Here is a 16,575-nt window from a genome sequence, read left to right as displayed (position 1 = left end):
TGTTCGTAGGTTGGTGTCGAGGTACGAGACCCAACTAATGAGTCAAAATGTTGAGGGTCGCATGTTCCGTCCAACTTATATACTAGAAAGATATCTCAATTAATGAAGTACGTATATCTCCCTCCCAAATGGTTTTTGCAAACAATTCTGCTTCAGTAGTAGCTATATTCTTACATAAATAATTATCCACATTTTCTACTACTAGTTTAACTTCATCATTACTTAAACTATAAAACTCAAGATAAGGGAAAAATTCAACACATTCACCATCAATAATTTTATTAAAAATATTTGGATGTGAAACTAATACAGATTTTTCTAAAAGCTCAATAAACCCTCTACCAGCGAACTCGCTGTAATTAAAAGAGATGCACTTATTGCCTTCTTTAGGACTTGTTATATAGCTTGTAGAAAACACTGACATCTTAGATACCCTTTCATTATATTTACTACATGAATAAGCCATGAAAAATAGAGAAAATAAGAAAACTTTTAGTCCTAAATGCTATTATAGCCACTATTTTATGAACGCTACTTTTTATACTTTACGAGTACACCTGAGGTCAAGATGTTTTTAGCGATGGATACCGTATTTGATCAATGCTCGATTGCTATTTTAGATAGCAATGGCACTGTCATATCAAGTCAGACTGAAACGGGCAAGCGCATGCAAACCCAGCAGATACTGCCGATGATAGATGCTGCTCTAACTGAGACTCAGCTCAAACTTACTGATATTCGAGCGCTGATATTCAATCGTGGCCCTGGCGCTTTTAGTGGTATTCGTATTAATACCGCCGTTGTGCAAGCCTTATCGGTAGCACATGACATCCCTTGTGTTGGCATATCTAGCTTACAAGCGATAGCGCAGTCTGCCTATGAGCAGTATAGTGTAGAGCAAGTTTATAGCGCACTTGATGCGCGGATGCAGCAAGTCTATTTTGGGCAATACACTTTAGTTGAAGGTATCATGCAGCCAGTCTTTGATAAGCAAAATGCTGATACCGAGCAATTGCTAGATTATGAAAGTCAAACCTCTCTTAACTTAGCTATTGCAGGCAACGGTGCAGCACTATTAACGTTGCAAGATGCACAAGCTATTTATGAAGATATCACTCCTGATGCCGCTATCATTGGTCAGTTAGGTATCGCTCAGTTTAATGTCATAGGCGGTACAGATGCCGCATTGGCCTTGCCAAAGTATCTGCGCAATCAAGCTTGGAAAACGCTTAAAGAGCAAGGCAAGGCTTAAACGCTTATTACAAACGTACTATAGCAACATAAGACAGGCGTCAAGTCTGTTTTAACGTTTTTGGAATATTATTTCTTAGGATGAGTATTTTGGATATTATTTTACTAATTCAAGCCGTCATCATGGGTATCGTCGAAGGTATCACTGAGTTTTTGCCGATCTCAAGTACGGGCTATCTGATCTTATCGGCTGATTTGATGGGCTTTTGGACTAAAGATAAAGTCGATCTATTCGTCGTCGTCGTGCAGCTTGGCGCAATCTTAGCGGTTATCTACGACTATTGGGGTCGCTTGTGGCAGGCCTTGATGGGTCTGATCACAGGTAAGTCTGATACGATGAGTAACCCGCGCCAACTAGGGCTAAGCCTGATTGTGGCGACTATTCCGGTGATGATACTCGGCTTTACCTTCGCTGATGAGATTAAGACTTATCTGTTTAATCCTATCACTGTGGCTATTATGCTTATTATCGGTGGTTTATTGATTTTTTATGTTGAAAATCGTCCCAAGACTATCATCGCTCATGAGGCCGAAGAGGTCAGTATAAAGACCGCTTTGATGATTGGACTGTTTCAATGTCTAGCGTTAATACCAGGTACATCACGCTCAGGCGCAACTATTATTGGCGCGCTATGGCTTGGGGTCTCACGTAAAGCGTCGGCTGAATTTTCCTTCTTTTTAGGTATTCCTGTGATCGTCGGTGCAGGTTTGCTTGATTTGCTTAAGCATCATGAGGTATTGGCGAGTAGTGAGGATTGGTTAGTGCTAGGTATAGGAACGCTAGTCTCATTTATCGTCGCGCTATTGGTTATTCGCTGGCTGGTCGCTTGGGTTAGCCAACGTGACTTTAAGGTTTTTGCTTGGTTACGTATTATCACAGGTATCGTGGTACTCGTTGCGGCTTGGATATTTGGCTATCAAATGGCAGGTTAGAGATGGCTATGAGTACTTTGCAATCAGTATCATCCACGTCACAGCACTATAGATTAATCTATGTTGATGAAGCACAGCAAGGGCAAGTTGCGCCGCTGCAAGATTTAGTTATTCAGCATAATTTATCTTTGATACTAGCGCCTGAGCTCATAACAGACAGGCTCAATCAAAAACGTTTGCAACAGCTGAGCACAGATAGCGCGCAGGCAATAGTGCTATTAGATAATAAAAATCAGTTATCACTACTCGTTGATGGCTTAAGCGTTGCACCAGAATGGGATAAGTTGCAACGCCGTGTAGTAAGTGCAGGACGTAAGTCTGAGTTGCTATTACAAGCAGCAAAAATCACTACCGATAGCCAAGTTATTGATGCGACAGCAGGCTTCGGTCATGATAGCTTGATACTGGCGAGTACAGGCGCACAAGTGACTATGCTAGAGCAACAGCCTATAATGGCGCTGTTACTGCTGGCTGAGCAACAACGGATGAGCCACGAGCCTAATTGGCAAAAGCTCATGGCACGCTTGCATATTATCAATACTGATGCGCTAAGTTACTTTGCCTATCTGCAAGATGTGACTGTAGATGCTAGAGATACTGCTATCAATAAGTCTGCTGACGTTATTTATTTAGATCCAATGTTTCCGATGGACAGCTATCAAAATAGTAAAACGGGTAAAGGTGCAAAGGTTAATAAGCAAATGCAAGCTTTGCATCAGCTAGCCGCACCGCCAACGGTAGAACAAGAACAACAGTTATTACAAAGTGCACAAGCGGTTATTAAAAATGGCGAGCAGCAATCAGGGCGAGTTATTATCAAACGTCCACAACAGGCACCTTTATTTGCTAATCAAGCAGCTGATGAGAGCTGGCAGAATGCCGCATTACGCTTTGATGGGTACTTTATATTATGACTACTTTATATTATGACTACTAGCGCATTGAAAATGACAGTTAAAGACAAGCTGTACGCCTATATGCAGCTGACGCGCTTTGATAAGCCTGTCGGTATTGAGCTACTACTATGGCCGACGCTGTGGGGCGTGATGCTGGCGGCGATGGGTCAAGCACAAAGTACAGGTGCTACGGCAGGTTTGCCACCTTTAAAAGTCTTTATAGTATTCGCGCTTGGGGCAATACTCATGCGAGCGGCAGGTTGCGCCATTAATGACTTTGCTGATCGTAAAGTCGATAGGCATGTGACGCGCACTAAAGGTCGTCCACTTGCCGATGGTCGCTTGACGGGCCGTGAGGCAATTGCTGCCTTTTTGATATTAGTCTTGTTGAGTGCTAGTTTACTATTTTTCTTACCTGTCGCTGTATTTTACTGGTCGATTGGTGCAGTGGTACTCGCCTTTATTTATCCGTTTATGAAGCGCTATACTCATTTGCCGCAAGTGTTTTTGGCCGCAGCTTTTGGCTGGGCGATACCGATGGCTTATGTTGCGATAGCAGGTGCTCCTGATATTTGGTGCTGGCTGATATTTGCCGCCTATATGTGCTGGACTATCGCTTATGATACTCAATATGCGATGGCGGATCGAGAAGATGATTTGAAGATAGGGGTCAAATCAACCGCTATTCTTTTTGGTCAGTATGACTTAATAATTATTTCGTTATTACAAACGCTGTTTTTACTAATAATGGGCGTAGTGCTCTGGCATTATTTTGCGCCAACTAGCTTAGGACTGTTTCCTATCTTTGGCTTAGCGCTGGTGGCGATGATGTTTGCCAAACAAAATAGCGCTTGCGTAAGTCGTCAAGCAATGGCCTGTTTCCAAGCATTTTTAGCCAATATTTGGGTCGGACGTTATGTTTTTGTTTTAATCGCTATATCCTGTCTATGGACTACTTTTAATGGGTAAATTATCTGATTCACTAAAGCGTTACTCGGTTAGGAAGCCAGTAGTCAATGAGGTGCAAACGGTCTATGAAATTAGGTTAGCCGAGCATGGCCTCACTCGTGCACAAGTTATCGAGACCGAGCGCAAGCTAGCAAAATTCGCTAACACTATGGATTCTCTAGTGCGCGTGCCCTTTACTAAGCAAGGGGTAGGCGCTGATGCAGCCCTATCTACGATACCGCTGGCAGGTGATATTGCAGGGCTTATCTTGACGAGTTATGCTTTCATTTTAGGGCGTCAGTTGGGTGTGCCAGCCAATAAAATGACCCCAGCGGTACGTCTAGCACTGATTGATATGGTGGTCGGTATCGTGCCAGGTATTGGGACTTTATTAGATGTTTTTATTCGGCCTAGCCGTAAGACGCTCGGTATTGTTCATCAGCATATTCACGAAGAATATGGGATCACTGATACTATTCATATGGATCGACCGTTTTTACATCAGTCGCTAGAAGATAAGCAACAAAATAGTCGCTTTTGGCGCAACCCTATCGTCGCTTGGGTCTATCTGCATATTCCTGACTTTTTAGGCATGATCGTGATGATTTCACTGGTCTGGGGTTTGTGGTCGATAATCGCTTGGCTAGTTAGATTATTTAGTTAATCGTTTGATATTGATTGGAACTAGAAGATCTTATAGTAGCTATAACTAAAAAGGCGACAGTGAACTTATTACTGTCGCCTTTTTAGTTATAAAACCTCTAATTCACGAAATGCTCTATATCTGGGTAATCACTTCAGCTTCGACACTAACCGCCTCAAAACTAGTTAACTGACCATTTTGCATCAAGTCTATATTGCCACCGCCGCCATGACTGATCAGCTCGATAGTGCCATCCTTTGAGCGATAAGTTGGATTATTGCCTTGACCCTCAGGCGCACTTAGAGTCATCTTAGGTTTGTTTGACAAGCTAATAATAGCATTGAGAACACCAGTCGCTGAGGTCTCAAACACAACAGACATCGTCGCTCCTGATGCACTACGATATTGTACGTCAGTAATCTGCGTGCCTTTAATCGCCTGCTCTGGACTGGGCGTAGCGGTGTTGGCATCAGTATTAACATTAGGCGTCATGCCTGCTGCACCGATGTTATTCTCAAGCTCGGCAAGATCAATCTCCGTCTCTGCTTCTATACTGTCGTTTGTTATAGTTTCAGTGGTGCTTTCAACATCAGTTGTTACGGGTGCGGTTTGCACAGCGACCTCAGCCGCTGGCTCAGGCTCTTTTTGACAAGCGCTTAGCAAAACAATACCGCTTAGACTTATAATAATGGCAAGCGATAAGCGGGAGTTGGATTTGAATAGTTGAGTATTATTAGTTGTCATAAAATATTCTTTATTAGAAGTGATTTATATATTTTAAATACAGATTTTAGATTATGAGTAAAAATATTCTCATGTTTTTAAGCTAACGGTGTCTGCAATCTCGTACGTTGTGGCAATAATCTGGCGAGCATAGCAGTAGATATAGGCGCAAAATTGCCCAGCATCATATCGGTTAAGACCTCTGCACAGATAGGGGCGTAGGCATAGCCCTTTGCACCCATAGCGGTTAGCGTCCAAACACGACTGTTTGTTGCCACTTGTCCTAATATAGGATGGTAATCAGGGGTTTGGGTACGGACACCGGCGCGCGCCTGCCAGCCACTAGTATCTTCTGAGATGACCGCTGCCAGTTCAGGAATAGCGGCAATCAACTTATTGCGGCTGACTTGGTGCTCATTATCTTTGATAGCAGTGCTGATGTCATTGCGCACAAAGCTTGCCCCTAATAATAATTGCGGCTGACCCTCATTAACATTATTGAGCTGAGCATCACCAGCTTGTGCGGTAAAAGGCGCACAGTAACCACTGTACTTAAGGGGTAGTTTTGGTAGTTTTTGCCATTGAGCTACGGTCGGCGTAAACCAAGATAATTGCCCGCGTATCTTACGGCAATCAAAAATACGCTCGTCTATATAATGACTCTCAAAAGCGGCACAAATGACTACGTTATCCGCCTCGATAGTTATGCTTTGCTCATTACCATTACTTAAACCCTCAACCCAGACTTTTGATGCAGTCTCGCGAATGGCAGAGACTGCTAATTGCTGAAAATTAATTAACGGATGCCTAAGTACGATCTCTTTTAATGCCTGTGGATTGACTAAGCCCGACTGCGGTAGATAGAGATTATCAGCTAAATCTTGCTCGGTAAGATTGGTAGCGTCTTGCGCTTGAGCAATGCTCAGCGTAGTTGCCAAATCATCAGGGTAGTCTGCAATTTGCTCGACGTTGACATTAGCTTTTATCAGCAAATCAAATGCGCCTGTGGGTTTTAATATGGGTGCGATATTGGCGTAAGCGGCATTATCTTTTAATAGGCAGTCATTGAACTGACGATAAAGGCGGCAGCTATATAAATAGCCGATAGTATGCAGGTGCTCATCGACATGATGAATAGGGGTCATCTTTGGTGCGAGTAGGGCACGTGGATTGCCTGATGCACCTGCCAACGGTGCTGTTTTATCGAGTAAAGTGACTTTAATACCACGATTAGCAAGCGACCATGCCGTCATCAGCCCTGAAACGCCAGCGCCAATAACGATGCTGTGTTCGAAATTTTTTATTGCAGCAGATAAAGGGTTACTTAATGGCAATTTCTCTATCAGCATAGCGTCTTGCACGACTGCTGTTAGCATCTCGTTTTTACGGCCAAAGCCTTTAATCTTTTTGATGGTAAAGCCCGCGCTTTGCAAACCACGTTTGACCACGCCTGCACAGCTATAAGTGGCCGCGCTTGAGCCTAGTCTTGATAAGCGCTGCATCTGTGCAAAGATAGACTGCGCCCACAGCGACTCATTGCAAGAGGGCGCAAAACCATCTAAAACCCATGCATCGATTTTTGCACTACTTTGATTAGTGCTGTTTTGACCAGCTATGTCAGTTGCTAATTTAGCTAAGCTCTCGCTTGCGTCGCCGAGCCAAATATCGACAATAAGATTATCTGTGATAAAGTTAAGACGATGTGCGCCTGCGATAAGAGTAGGGTAATTAGCTAGTAGCTGCTCAATTAAATCCCTAAGCTCAGGTGCGCGTGTCGCCCATAATCCTAAGATTTGAGTTAAGTCCGTAAGCGCTATCGGGTGCATTTCAGTAGTAATAAAATGCAAGCGAGCCGTTGCCAGATGCGGATTGGTATTACGCAGTTGTCGCCATAGCTGCCAAACAGCGAGCAAATTGAGCCCCGTACCAAAGCCCAGCTCGCTGATAGTAAAGCTCTGCTGCGCTTTTAGCTGTGCTAAGCGTTCAGGTAGATTATTGCCATCAATAAACACATAGCGTGACTCAGCTAAACCATCCGCATGAGAAAAATAGACATCGCCAAACTCACGCGATACGGGCACACTATTACCGCTATCATCGATTTGCCAGTCGATAATAGCGGGCATAATACGCTTATGATCGTCAGCTATATTGTTTTGATCTTGCCGCTCACGACGGTTAGGTTTAGACATAAAAACTCATAGCACTTAGCTTAGGTTTTGAGACGTTTAGGTTTTGAGGCGGACAGCTACCAACGCTCGCGGCGTACAAATACCAGCCACGAGACAAATATACCGACCAATAAGCTAATTAATACCGTAAAAGCGCCATATAAAAACAGCTGTCCTTGACTCTCATAAACTAAGACATTGACTTGAGTTTGCAAGTCATTGGCTTGGCGCTGCAACTGTGCATTTTGGGTCAGCAGTTTTTGATTGGCCGCTGATAGCGCTTCATTGGAGGGTTTTAATTGTGCCGCTAAAGTATTATCGATAGTATCTATCGCACCTGTAGCTTGAGCTGTATTGTCACGAATCACCACAGGTGATGTTGGAGTCAAGGACTCATCCACAGGTAGCAGTGGCAATGCCTGCGCTGAGATAGTCACCAGTAACAGTAGGCTGGATAAAATGCTTGTAGCAGTGATTGTAATAATACTTTTACAATTTTGGATAACAAGGAATAACAGCTGACTCACGATGATGCGCCTTCGTCTGTAGCTTTAGGTAGCACATGAATAAAGGGCTTGATATCAACATGGCTGTACACCCCATCGCGCAGGTACGGCTCATCTGCTGCCCATGCTTGCGCAGCCTCTAAAGAGTCAAAGTCAGCGATGACAATACTGCCTGACATCTCAGCTTCGCCGTGCGTAATAGGCGTTGGACCTGCAAGTAGTAAGCGCTGTTCACTATCAAGAGCTTGCAGGCGTGCGACATGCTCAGCACGAGTTAGCTTACGTTGCGCGCTACTATGAGCGACGTCATGACCAATAATGGCAAATGATGGCATTTTTATTCCTTAGTATTGAAGGTATAAGTAATAAAACTCTAAATGATAAGCGCGACTGTTTATTTAGCCGTTTTATCGGTTAACGCAGGATTAAGGTGTTTTTTTAGTACTATAAACTGAGCAACCACAAACACTAGCATAATCGGAATCCAGCCATAGGTTTTGAAGTTGATCCATGCCTCATCGGACATCGTAAATGCGGTAATATAATGCAGTATACCCATCATGGCAAAAAATAACGCCCATGCGACCGTCAGCTTTTTCCAGCCGCTCATGGTCAGATTAAAGACATCTTTCATCGCTAAGCGCATCAAAGGCTTATTGATCGCGGCGCTTATCAATAAAGTCAGCGCAAAAACACCATTGATAATAGGGGACTTCCAGCGCAAATAGATATCATCGCGCAACAGCAAGGTTCCGCCACAAAAAACAATAGTCAATAACAGTACCACCCACTGCTGTTTATCTAATTTGCCCTTTTGCCGAGCAAAGTGAATAGCATAAACAATAATTGTGGCAATGAGCAACGCACCAGCGGCAGCCAAAATACCGTTTTGACGCGCCACAATAAAGAATGCAATCAAGGGAATGAAGTCTAATAAGGCTTTCATATCAGCTAAAATATCCTACAAAAACGTATGCGGTAGTTTACACTGCAACGAGGCTAAAAAAAAGCAAACAGCGGCTATAATCATTATCTATTATAATAACGTAACGCATGTAAATACAGTAATACAAGCGCTGGTATGCACATAAGCATTCCTAGCGACACTATATACCTTGAAGCACCCTAATAAATCCTAAAATAACTATCACTACATAAGGCCAAACCCATGAAAATTGATCTGCATTGTCATAGTACGCGCTCTGATGGCACTTTTTCGCCGACAGAAGTCGTCAACCGCGCACATAGCGCTGGTGTGACGGTACTTGCCTTAACGGATCATGATACCTTGCTGGGCATCGATGAAGCAAGAATTGCGGCCAAATCTCATAATATGCAACTGATTAATGGCGTCGAAATCAGCTGTGAGCATACGTTGAGCGGCGGTTATGGCAAAAACAAATCCACTACTAAGATCATCCATGTGCTAGGACTTGATTTTACGGATCGGGCGCGTATGCATGAGACCTTACAGCACTTACAAGACAGCCGAGCGACGCGTGGTCAACGCATTGCCGAAAAGCTGAGTGAGCTGTTAGCTATCGACTATGATGAGCTTTGGCAACAGATACTCACTAAGGCTGGCAACAATCCGCAAGCAGTAGGGCGGGCACATATCGGTCAAGTACTGTTTGAGCGCGGAGAAGTCAAAACCGTACAAAAAGCCTTTGATAAGTATTTGGCAGATAACAAGGCGGCTTATGTCGCTATCGATGCCTTGAGTATGGTGGATGCCATTGAGCTTATCCATGCTTGCGGCGGTAGAGCAGTATTAGCACATGCCACCCGCTATCAGCTATCGGCAACTCGGGTACGTAAACTCATTGAGGAGTTTGCTGCGCTCGGCGGTGACGGTTGCGAGCTGCCCGCAGATAGTGAGCCGACCAGCACACGTAGAATGGTTGATCGCAGTATCGCTGAGCATGGTTTAGCAGTATCAACGGGTAGTGACTTTCATGGTAGCACTATGCCGTGGCGTCGTATTGGTGACGTACCAACTACAAGCTCAGAGCAACAAGGTATTTGGCAGTCTTTTACGCCATAAACTATTGACTACTTCTTCGTTAGAATAAATGAACATTAAATATACTATTGCTAATTCCTATATAAATCGGCACACTTTATCTGTAAAGTACAGTAACACTTCCTTAAGAAAACAAATACAGTAGCGCTTATATGACCACCCCAACCTATCAGCTCGGCTATAAAAAACTCTCAAAAATAATTTTTGAGTGGCACGCTGCGGATAAGGCGTCACTACTAGCTTTGTTTATCACTATAGAAGTGACGGCACACTGGCTATGGTGTTTGTTAGCTTGGATACGTCAGGATGCGATTGATGATTATGTCTATATACATCTTTTGTATCCCCTATGGATAGGAGTTACTGTCGCGGCTTTGTTTTTTTGGTGGATGATAGGGAAGTTAGCCCGTATCAAAGATAATAAGAAAGACTTGTATAAGTGGCAAATCATTTTGATTGTCCCTTATACGATCTACTTAACCGTCGTCATAGTAATGATGGGCTATAGTAGCTTGTTCGCAGGCGTATCATTGGTCGGTGGTGCAGTGCTTAGCATGATGTTAATTAAACGCCAGTACGTTTGGTATATGTTTTTGACGCAAATTGCACTGGTTTTGTTGGCTATTATTTCGCCTTATTCTGGTATTCTTTTGCCTAATCTGCGCCAACTGACTATTACCTATCCGATGCTCGATACTTTTAGCTATCTAAGCTATAACGAAATCATGGTTATCGAAAATGCTATTGCCGCCTCCTTGTACAAGAATGAAGCATTAGGTTGGGAGGGCTTTAATCAGATACAACGCTCCTCTACCTTTTTTTGGCGTTTGACCCACATATATTTGGCGCTTCCTAAAGCTATTTTTATTGTCTACGCCTTTCGCATGCTGCTCCTCATCTTAGACGATAGTAAAAGAGAGATCGTAAAGCATGCCACTCAAGATGAGCTGACTACTCTATATAATCGTCGATATAGTCTGACGCAAATGCAGCAAACACTAGATGCATTGCCTGATAATCAGGACTATAGTGTTATTTTGCTTGATTTAGATTTTTTTAAAGACATTAATGATAATTATGGTCATCAAGTAGGGGATCAAGTATTACGCGAAGTGGCATCAATACTAAAGAATACATTAGATTTAGACAGCGTCAGCCGTTATGGTGGTGAAGAATTTTTGATTATACTGCCTGATACGGCTCATAAAGAAGCGATGGCTATCGCTGAGACCCTGCGAGATAATATTAGTAGTCATGTGGTACAAACCTGTAATAAGCCAAGTTTTCAAGTCACCGCCAGTCTAGGGTTATATACGTTTAGCGCGGCAGAACGAAATCGTATTAAGCAAGAATTTGCAGAGGATACAACGCAAGTAACCCCTCAAAGCCGTCATACAGTACCGTTATTTAGGTTGAGAAGTACCAAAACAGTGCAGGCGACAGAGGTTCAGCTTTTACCTGACGGTATTTGTCAATGCTTAATCAACATAGCTGATGAAGCTCTCTATGTAGCCAAAGCACGTAATCGCAATCAGGTCGTAAGCGCTAATGAGCTGATTGACGTGCAGGCTATGACGCGGCCGAGTTATCATGCTTAAGCGGTCTTTATAATCGTTTTAAGCGCTCTGTAAACTCTGTACTAAACTTGCCAATACGCTAGTGGCAAAGCTTCCTGTAGTTAGGGTGAAATCTAACACCAAAGTCTGCTCATCCATCCAGCGCCATGTTAATGCTTCTATCGGCAAACGTAGCGCTCGCCTTTGCGCTTTAATTTCACGTTGCTCCAGACCTGTTGCCAGTTGTAATAATAAAACACTGTGCTGAACGGTATCGTTTTCGATATCAGCCGCTGCGCTGGTCACCTTATCGTTGCTTGTACCCCACATCACTGCGGTTGGATGAATATCGCCACTAGCAAGGCGCGCGCGTAATGTATCGTCCAGCTGCTCAGCGGCAAATATAGATCCTGATCCATCAAGATTGAACACTTCTCCTGTCAGTCCAGTATTCCAGCTACAATCACGCACTCGCGCTGCAAGTATCTCATTAAATATCAGGCTACGAGCAGCGGAGAGCTCCATTGAGTTTTGCTCGCGCGGTGCACGTTTGCGTTTGCTCTTCTTTGGCTGTGGTCGGTTCTCTGGCACTGGACGTGCAAACAAAGACAATGCTTCTCTAATATTATTGCCATTCCATCCAAAACGCTGTGGGCCAAAATAATTGGGCACGCCCGTGGTACTTATATTGGTTAAATGCTGCTCTACAGATGACTTATCGTCACTTGCCAATTCAATATCACGCAAGGTGATGATAAATTGATTGGCCCTATGCGTACCACGATTGAGCTTTTTATTATGCCAGTGTTGGGCGAGGATAATGACCGACTCGTTGTCGCTAATATCTATCGGCACAAACTCAGACTCTGGCAATTGCTTTTTTGGTATCCGCAGGCTAAACCACTGCGTCGTCAGCGCCTGACGATCTTTGAGCCCTGAGTAACCCACATCACGTAGCGGGATATCCGCCCATTCTGACAACAACTTGGCCAAATAAGCCGTATTGATGCCAGACTTTTGAATATGCAACCATAGATGCTCGCCTTCGCCCGTAAAGTCCAGCTCAAGTATCTCATTGACTACAAAGTCCTCAGGAACTGCTTTATAAACCGCCTGTCTAAGAGGTGGTAGAGTAGGCTGTGGCAACTTTGAGGTATCAGTGATAGCCGCAAAATCAATCTCGTTATTGTCAAAAGAGGGCGCGCTGGTCATAGTCATAAAAAAGTCATTTAATAGAAGGTAGGAGTTGGTATAAAGTCGATTTTAAATATTGCTGTTTTAAAAAGTGTTGTGTTGAAGGCTCATTTATTAAAAGTTATTATTCAAAAAGTCATAATTTAAAGAGTAGTGCTTTTATAGTTACTATTATAGCCAAAAAACGAGGTGTTACGTTTTGCAACGCGCTAGATATACAATAAAACATCGCAAGCGCCTTGCTCTTGCTATTATCAATAAGACTATACTTTTAAAAATACTTATATGTGAATACAGCGTCAAAAGCGTAACTTAATAATCTGTAATTAAGTACGCCCTAAATAGTCGCTAATATTTAACAAAAGCCAGCCTTGAATTCATCAGCTAGCAATCGCCAACGTTAAGGATAACTCATGACTGATCAGACCATTCATACTATTACTATCGATAAAGTCGACATTATGGACGGCGGAATGAAGTCGTATAAACAAGACGACGATAGTATCATTTTAATTACCCGTGATGACAATACCTTTCACGCCTTTGATGGTAAATGTCCTCATGCAGGTGCAGATTTGGGTACAGGACTACGTTGTGGCAACCGCGTCGTCTGTCCTTGGCATCACGCCACTTTTGATAGTACAGATGGATCGCTTTTGGAGCCAATAGCGACCCACGGACTGACTCAGTATGAGCTGACGGATAACGGCGATAGCCTGACGGTCAATACCGCAGTGACGCTTAATCAAGCCGTTGAAAATAATAAACTCAGTGATACTCATACCCTTATCGTCGGTGGTGGCGGTGCAGGTTTTATGACGGCACATCAGTTGCGTAATAGTGGCTATGGCGGACAGATTACCTTGATTACTAAAGAGCGCAGTGCGCCTTATAATAGACCGCTGTTATCTAAGGCATTTTTGGCAGGGAATATGCCAGAAGAAAAACTACTACTTGGCGGCGCAGATTGGGCACAGAAAAATAACATTGAGGTGCGTTTAAATCAAACCGTCAGCGCAGTGTTACCAAACGAGCGCACTGTCGTTATTAATGATGCAAACGATACAAGCCAAAATATAAGCGCTGATTACTTAGTCGTGGCGACGGGCAGCGAGCCTATCGTGCCACCGATCAAAGGCGCTGAGTCCGATGGCGTTTATACGTTACGCAGTATGGAGGATGCCAAAGCCATCAAAGCTGCCAGTCACGATAAGAATATAGTGATCGTCGGTACTGGTTTTATTGGTATGGAGGTCGCCTCAGCATTAGCGCAAGCAGGCACGCCTACTTCTATTACTGTGATTGGTCAGACCAATCGGGTTATGGAAAACATCGTCTCAGAGACAGTCAGCAATGCCCTGATCAAGCTACATGAGGATAATGGCATTACTTTTATTTTAGGTGACACGGTCAATACTATTACTAATGATAATAAACAAGTCAGTGGTGTTACCTTAGCAGACGGCACGCAATTAGACGCTGATATGGTTGTTTTAGGCACAGGCGTATCACCACGGACTGAGCTGCTCGCTGAGGTCAACGATCCTAATGGCGTGCAAGTTGATAGTCACTTACAACTGCGTAATGGCGTCTATGCCTTAGGCGATATCGCCAAAGCTGACGGTCGTTTGGGACGTCTGCGTATTGAGCATTGGCGTGTGGCTATGCAACACGGTTTAGTGACTGCCGCTGCAATACTGCAAGACGATAGCGTTGAGTCATTAGAGTCGCGCATACCTTTCTTTTGGACGATGCAATATGGCAAAAGCTTGCGGTATTCAGGTCATGCGACAACCCCTGATCATAATATATTGTTCGGTGAGCCTGATGCGCTCAACTATATCGAATATTATTTTGATGATGAAGGCGAAGACAGTCGTGCTACAGCAGCCAGCACTTTAGGCCGTGATCAAGAACTGGTTGCCTTTAGTGAGCTGCTACGTCGCGGGATTGCACCAACAAGGGCACAGATCAATGCAGGATTTGATATTATTGCTCAAGCTCAAACGTTATCGCGCTAAACTAAATTTATTAGAATAATGTAGAAAGTTAAGATAGAGCAAGCTACTATAAAGGCTGCCAAAATTTTTGGTGGCCTTTTTATTGCTTTTATAATAAAGAAGATAATAATATGAATAATGATAATGTGTTTTTACGACAAGCCAAAGCGGATGATATTGACGCACTCGAACAGTTATTAAACCTCTGCTATCGGCAGACGGAAGGTTGGACCAATGAAGCAGATTTGGTCGATGGCATTCGTATCACTCAAGCCGAGCTGGCAAGCGTCATCGATAATCCAAAACACTACCTATTCGTTTATCCAAAAACCACGAACGGTGCTCGCGATGATATCGAGACTGGTAAGCTATTGGGTTGTATTGCGGTCGATATAAAAGTCGATGCCAACTTAAATAGAGATGATCAAACTAAAAGCGACTATTACAATAAAGCCTATATCGGCATGTTTGCAGTACATCCAGAGCTGCAGGGGCAGGGCGTTGGTAATATAATTTTAGAGGCCGCCGAGACTTTTGCAGCAAGGCACTTGCAATCAAGCACGCAGGCGTACGATGGAAAATCTGCTCGTCTTACCATGTCTATTTTAAGCCATCGACCTGAGCTATTGGCTTATTATCAGCGCCGTGGCTATCAGTTGAATGGCAATAAAATGCCGTTTCCAGATGATGGTAATAATGGTGAGCCAAAGCGTCAAGATTTGCAGTTATTAGAGTTAGAGAAAGTATCAGCCAAATTAGAATAAATGTATCCTTTATTAACTAGCCATTATCTATTAACTAACGATTCCTACCCCAAAAATGCCCAAAGGTTAGGAAAAACCCTATACTTAATAATAAAAACGCTACCACCAGTAAGCGTTTAAACCACTTAAGCGCAGGCAAGCGCGTAGCATTTTCGTTGGCTGTTAGATAAGCGAATAGGCACATGAGGCTGGCGACCAAAGTCATAATACCTAGGCCAATGGGTAGAATGAATAAATATATTTGCCATATTGCCATTTTTTGTCTCTTAACCAACCGTATGACTAGCATCATAACAGTATCGCTATTCTACTGTCTGTAGCCGCTATTATTTTTCACGAAGCATTGTTTTCGTTAGGCATAGCACTGAACTTATATAGCAATGGACAAATATAAATGAATTGAGCTGATTTTTGTTAATGAATTAGGTATAGTTCGAACCATTGTTTATGTAATACATTGGCTACCGGTTGAGGTTGTTATGAAAAATTTAAAGAAATTAGGGTTTTTGATAGTGTTAACGCCGTTATTTGCCGCTTGCTCTAGCGGTCCATCCGAGAGTGACGTTGAGGGTCTGATTCAAGGCCAATATGATCAAGCTAATAGCATGATGGATGATGTCATGGCGCAAGCGGGCAATGCTGAGATGGTGAAGGCAATGAGCGGCATGATACCTAAACTGGACAAAGTGGAAAATGTCAGCTGTGACGTGGCTGAGGGCGATAATACGTATCTATGCAGCGCTGATGTGACTCAAACTATCGATGGCAATAGTCGCACTGATAAGGGTAATTTTAAAGTCAAAGATATTGATGGTAAGTGGGTCTTGACGCTGTAATTCTTTAAAAACTTAGTATTTTTAACGAAAGAGCATAAGCACTTTATAGTGCTTTTTTTATAGGCAATAGTATTAGTTTATAAAATAATAAGATTTTGAATATAAAAGTTTGTATCTTTTGATTGATTAGA

Annotated in this window: 18 protein-coding genes; 10 read left to right on the top strand and 8 right to left on the bottom strand. The window is 43.2% G+C overall.

Annotation, left to right across the window (positions count from 1 at the left end; genetic code table 11):
- Positions 1-82: 82 nt before the first annotated feature.
- A complete protein-coding gene (locus ACR63T_RS10610; protein ID WP_305898766.1) occupies positions 83-424 on the bottom strand; it encodes a hypothetical protein in 342 nt (113 codons plus the stop codon).
- Positions 425-568: 144 nt separating this feature from the next.
- Between ACR63T_RS10610 and tsaB the strand changes: the two genes are divergently transcribed.
- From tsaB to ACR63T_RS10585, 5 genes are all read left to right on the top strand, one after another.
- Positions 569-1,252 carry a tRNA (adenosine(37)-N6)-threonylcarbamoyltransferase complex dimerization subunit type 1 TsaB gene (tsaB, locus tag ACR63T_RS10605; protein ID WP_472783976.1) on the top strand — a complete coding sequence of 228 codons (684 nt, stop codon included), beginning with the start codon at positions 569-571 and terminating at the stop codon, positions 1,250-1,252.
- A gap of 89 nt (positions 1,253-1,341) precedes the next feature.
- Positions 1,342-2,184: an undecaprenyl-diphosphate phosphatase gene (locus ACR63T_RS10600; protein WP_305898764.1), complete on the top strand. Its 843-nt coding sequence runs from the start codon at positions 1,342-1,344 to the stop codon at positions 2,182-2,184.
- An 8-nt stretch (positions 2,185-2,192) separates the two neighbouring features.
- Positions 2,193-3,098, top strand: a complete 906-nt coding sequence (locus tag ACR63T_RS10595) for a class I SAM-dependent methyltransferase (protein ID WP_472783975.1) — start codon at positions 2,193-2,195, stop codon at positions 3,096-3,098.
- Positions 3,099-3,131: 33 nt separating this feature from the next.
- On the top strand, positions 3,132-4,049 hold the full coding sequence (gene ubiA / locus ACR63T_RS10590; protein WP_472783974.1) for a 4-hydroxybenzoate octaprenyltransferase: 918 nt from the start codon (positions 3,132-3,134) through the stop codon (positions 4,047-4,049).
- Positions 4,042-4,692, top strand: a complete 651-nt coding sequence (locus ACR63T_RS10585) for a DUF4112 domain-containing protein (protein ID WP_472783973.1) — start codon at positions 4,042-4,044, stop codon at positions 4,690-4,692. Before ubiA ends, ACR63T_RS10585 begins: the two co-directional genes overlap by 8 nt.
- 114 nt (positions 4,693-4,806) lie before the next feature.
- Here the strand turns inward: ACR63T_RS10585 and ACR63T_RS10580 are convergent, their stop codons facing one another.
- From ACR63T_RS10580 to ispZ, 5 genes are all read right to left on the bottom strand, one after another.
- The gene (locus ACR63T_RS10580; protein WP_472783972.1) at positions 4,807-5,415 is read right to left on the bottom strand and encodes a hypothetical protein; all 609 of its coding nucleotides are present in this window, start codon (positions 5,413-5,415) and stop codon (positions 4,807-4,809) included.
- A gap of 77 nt (positions 5,416-5,492) precedes the next feature.
- A complete protein-coding gene (mnmC1, locus tag ACR63T_RS10575) occupies positions 5,493-7,586 on the bottom strand; it encodes an FAD-dependent 5-carboxymethylaminomethyl-2-thiouridine(34) oxidoreductase MnmC1 (RefSeq protein WP_472783971.1) in 2,094 nt (697 codons plus the stop codon).
- 56 nt (positions 7,587-7,642) lie between these two features.
- Complete coding sequence (locus tag ACR63T_RS10570) at positions 7,643-8,092, bottom strand: hypothetical protein (RefSeq protein WP_305898759.1); 450 nt, start codon at positions 8,090-8,092, stop codon at positions 7,643-7,645.
- Positions 8,089-8,406, bottom strand: coding sequence for a YciI family protein (locus ACR63T_RS10565; RefSeq protein ID WP_201569943.1), 318 nt, complete (start codon positions 8,404-8,406; stop codon positions 8,089-8,091). Before ACR63T_RS10565 ends, ACR63T_RS10570 begins: the two co-directional genes overlap by 4 nt.
- 59 nt (positions 8,407-8,465) lie before the next feature.
- Positions 8,466-9,017: a septation protein IspZ gene (gene ispZ, locus ACR63T_RS10560; protein ID WP_305898758.1), complete on the bottom strand. Its 552-nt coding sequence runs from the start codon at positions 9,015-9,017 to the stop codon at positions 8,466-8,468.
- A gap of 222 nt (positions 9,018-9,239) precedes the next feature.
- Between ispZ and ACR63T_RS10555 the strand changes: the two genes are divergently transcribed.
- Both ACR63T_RS10555 and ACR63T_RS10550 read left to right on the top strand, forming a co-directional pair.
- Positions 9,240-10,115 carry a PHP domain-containing protein gene (locus ACR63T_RS10555; RefSeq protein ID WP_472783970.1) on the top strand — a complete coding sequence of 292 codons (876 nt, stop codon included), beginning with the start codon at positions 9,240-9,242 and terminating at the stop codon, positions 10,113-10,115.
- Positions 10,116-10,246: 131 nt separating this feature from the next.
- A complete protein-coding gene (locus tag ACR63T_RS10550; RefSeq protein ID WP_472783969.1) occupies positions 10,247-11,692 on the top strand; it encodes a GGDEF domain-containing protein in 1,446 nt (481 codons plus the stop codon).
- Between the two features lie 18 nt (positions 11,693-11,710).
- Here the strand turns inward: ACR63T_RS10550 and truD are convergent, their stop codons facing one another.
- Positions 11,711-12,868 carry a tRNA pseudouridine(13) synthase TruD gene (gene truD / locus ACR63T_RS10545; protein WP_472783968.1) on the bottom strand — a complete coding sequence of 386 codons (1,158 nt, stop codon included), beginning with the start codon at positions 12,866-12,868 and terminating at the stop codon, positions 11,711-11,713.
- A gap of 389 nt (positions 12,869-13,257) precedes the next feature.
- On the opposite strand from truD, the gene ACR63T_RS10540 reads away from it, so the two are divergent.
- Positions 13,258-14,865 carry an FAD-dependent oxidoreductase gene (locus tag ACR63T_RS10540; RefSeq protein ID WP_472783967.1) on the top strand — a complete coding sequence of 536 codons (1,608 nt, stop codon included), beginning with the start codon at positions 13,258-13,260 and terminating at the stop codon, positions 14,863-14,865.
- Between the two features lie 110 nt (positions 14,866-14,975).
- Positions 14,976-15,608, top strand: coding sequence for a GNAT family N-acetyltransferase (locus ACR63T_RS10535; protein ID WP_472783966.1), 633 nt, complete (start codon positions 14,976-14,978; stop codon positions 15,606-15,608).
- A gap of 34 nt (positions 15,609-15,642) precedes the next feature.
- Here ACR63T_RS10535 and ACR63T_RS10530 read toward each other — a convergent pair whose 3' ends face one another.
- Positions 15,643-15,864, bottom strand: a complete 222-nt coding sequence (locus ACR63T_RS10530) for a hypothetical protein (RefSeq protein WP_305898753.1) — start codon at positions 15,862-15,864, stop codon at positions 15,643-15,645.
- A gap of 223 nt (positions 15,865-16,087) precedes the next feature.
- Between ACR63T_RS10530 and ACR63T_RS10525 the strand changes: the two genes are divergently transcribed.
- On the top strand, positions 16,088-16,444 hold the full coding sequence (locus tag ACR63T_RS10525) for a hypothetical protein (protein ID WP_472783965.1): 357 nt from the start codon (positions 16,088-16,090) through the stop codon (positions 16,442-16,444).
- The last annotated feature ends 131 nt before the right edge of the window (positions 16,445-16,575 follow it).

Source organism: Psychrobacter sp. M17(2026), assembly GCF_055699815.1.
This window is presented reverse-complemented; position numbering and strand designations above follow the sequence as displayed.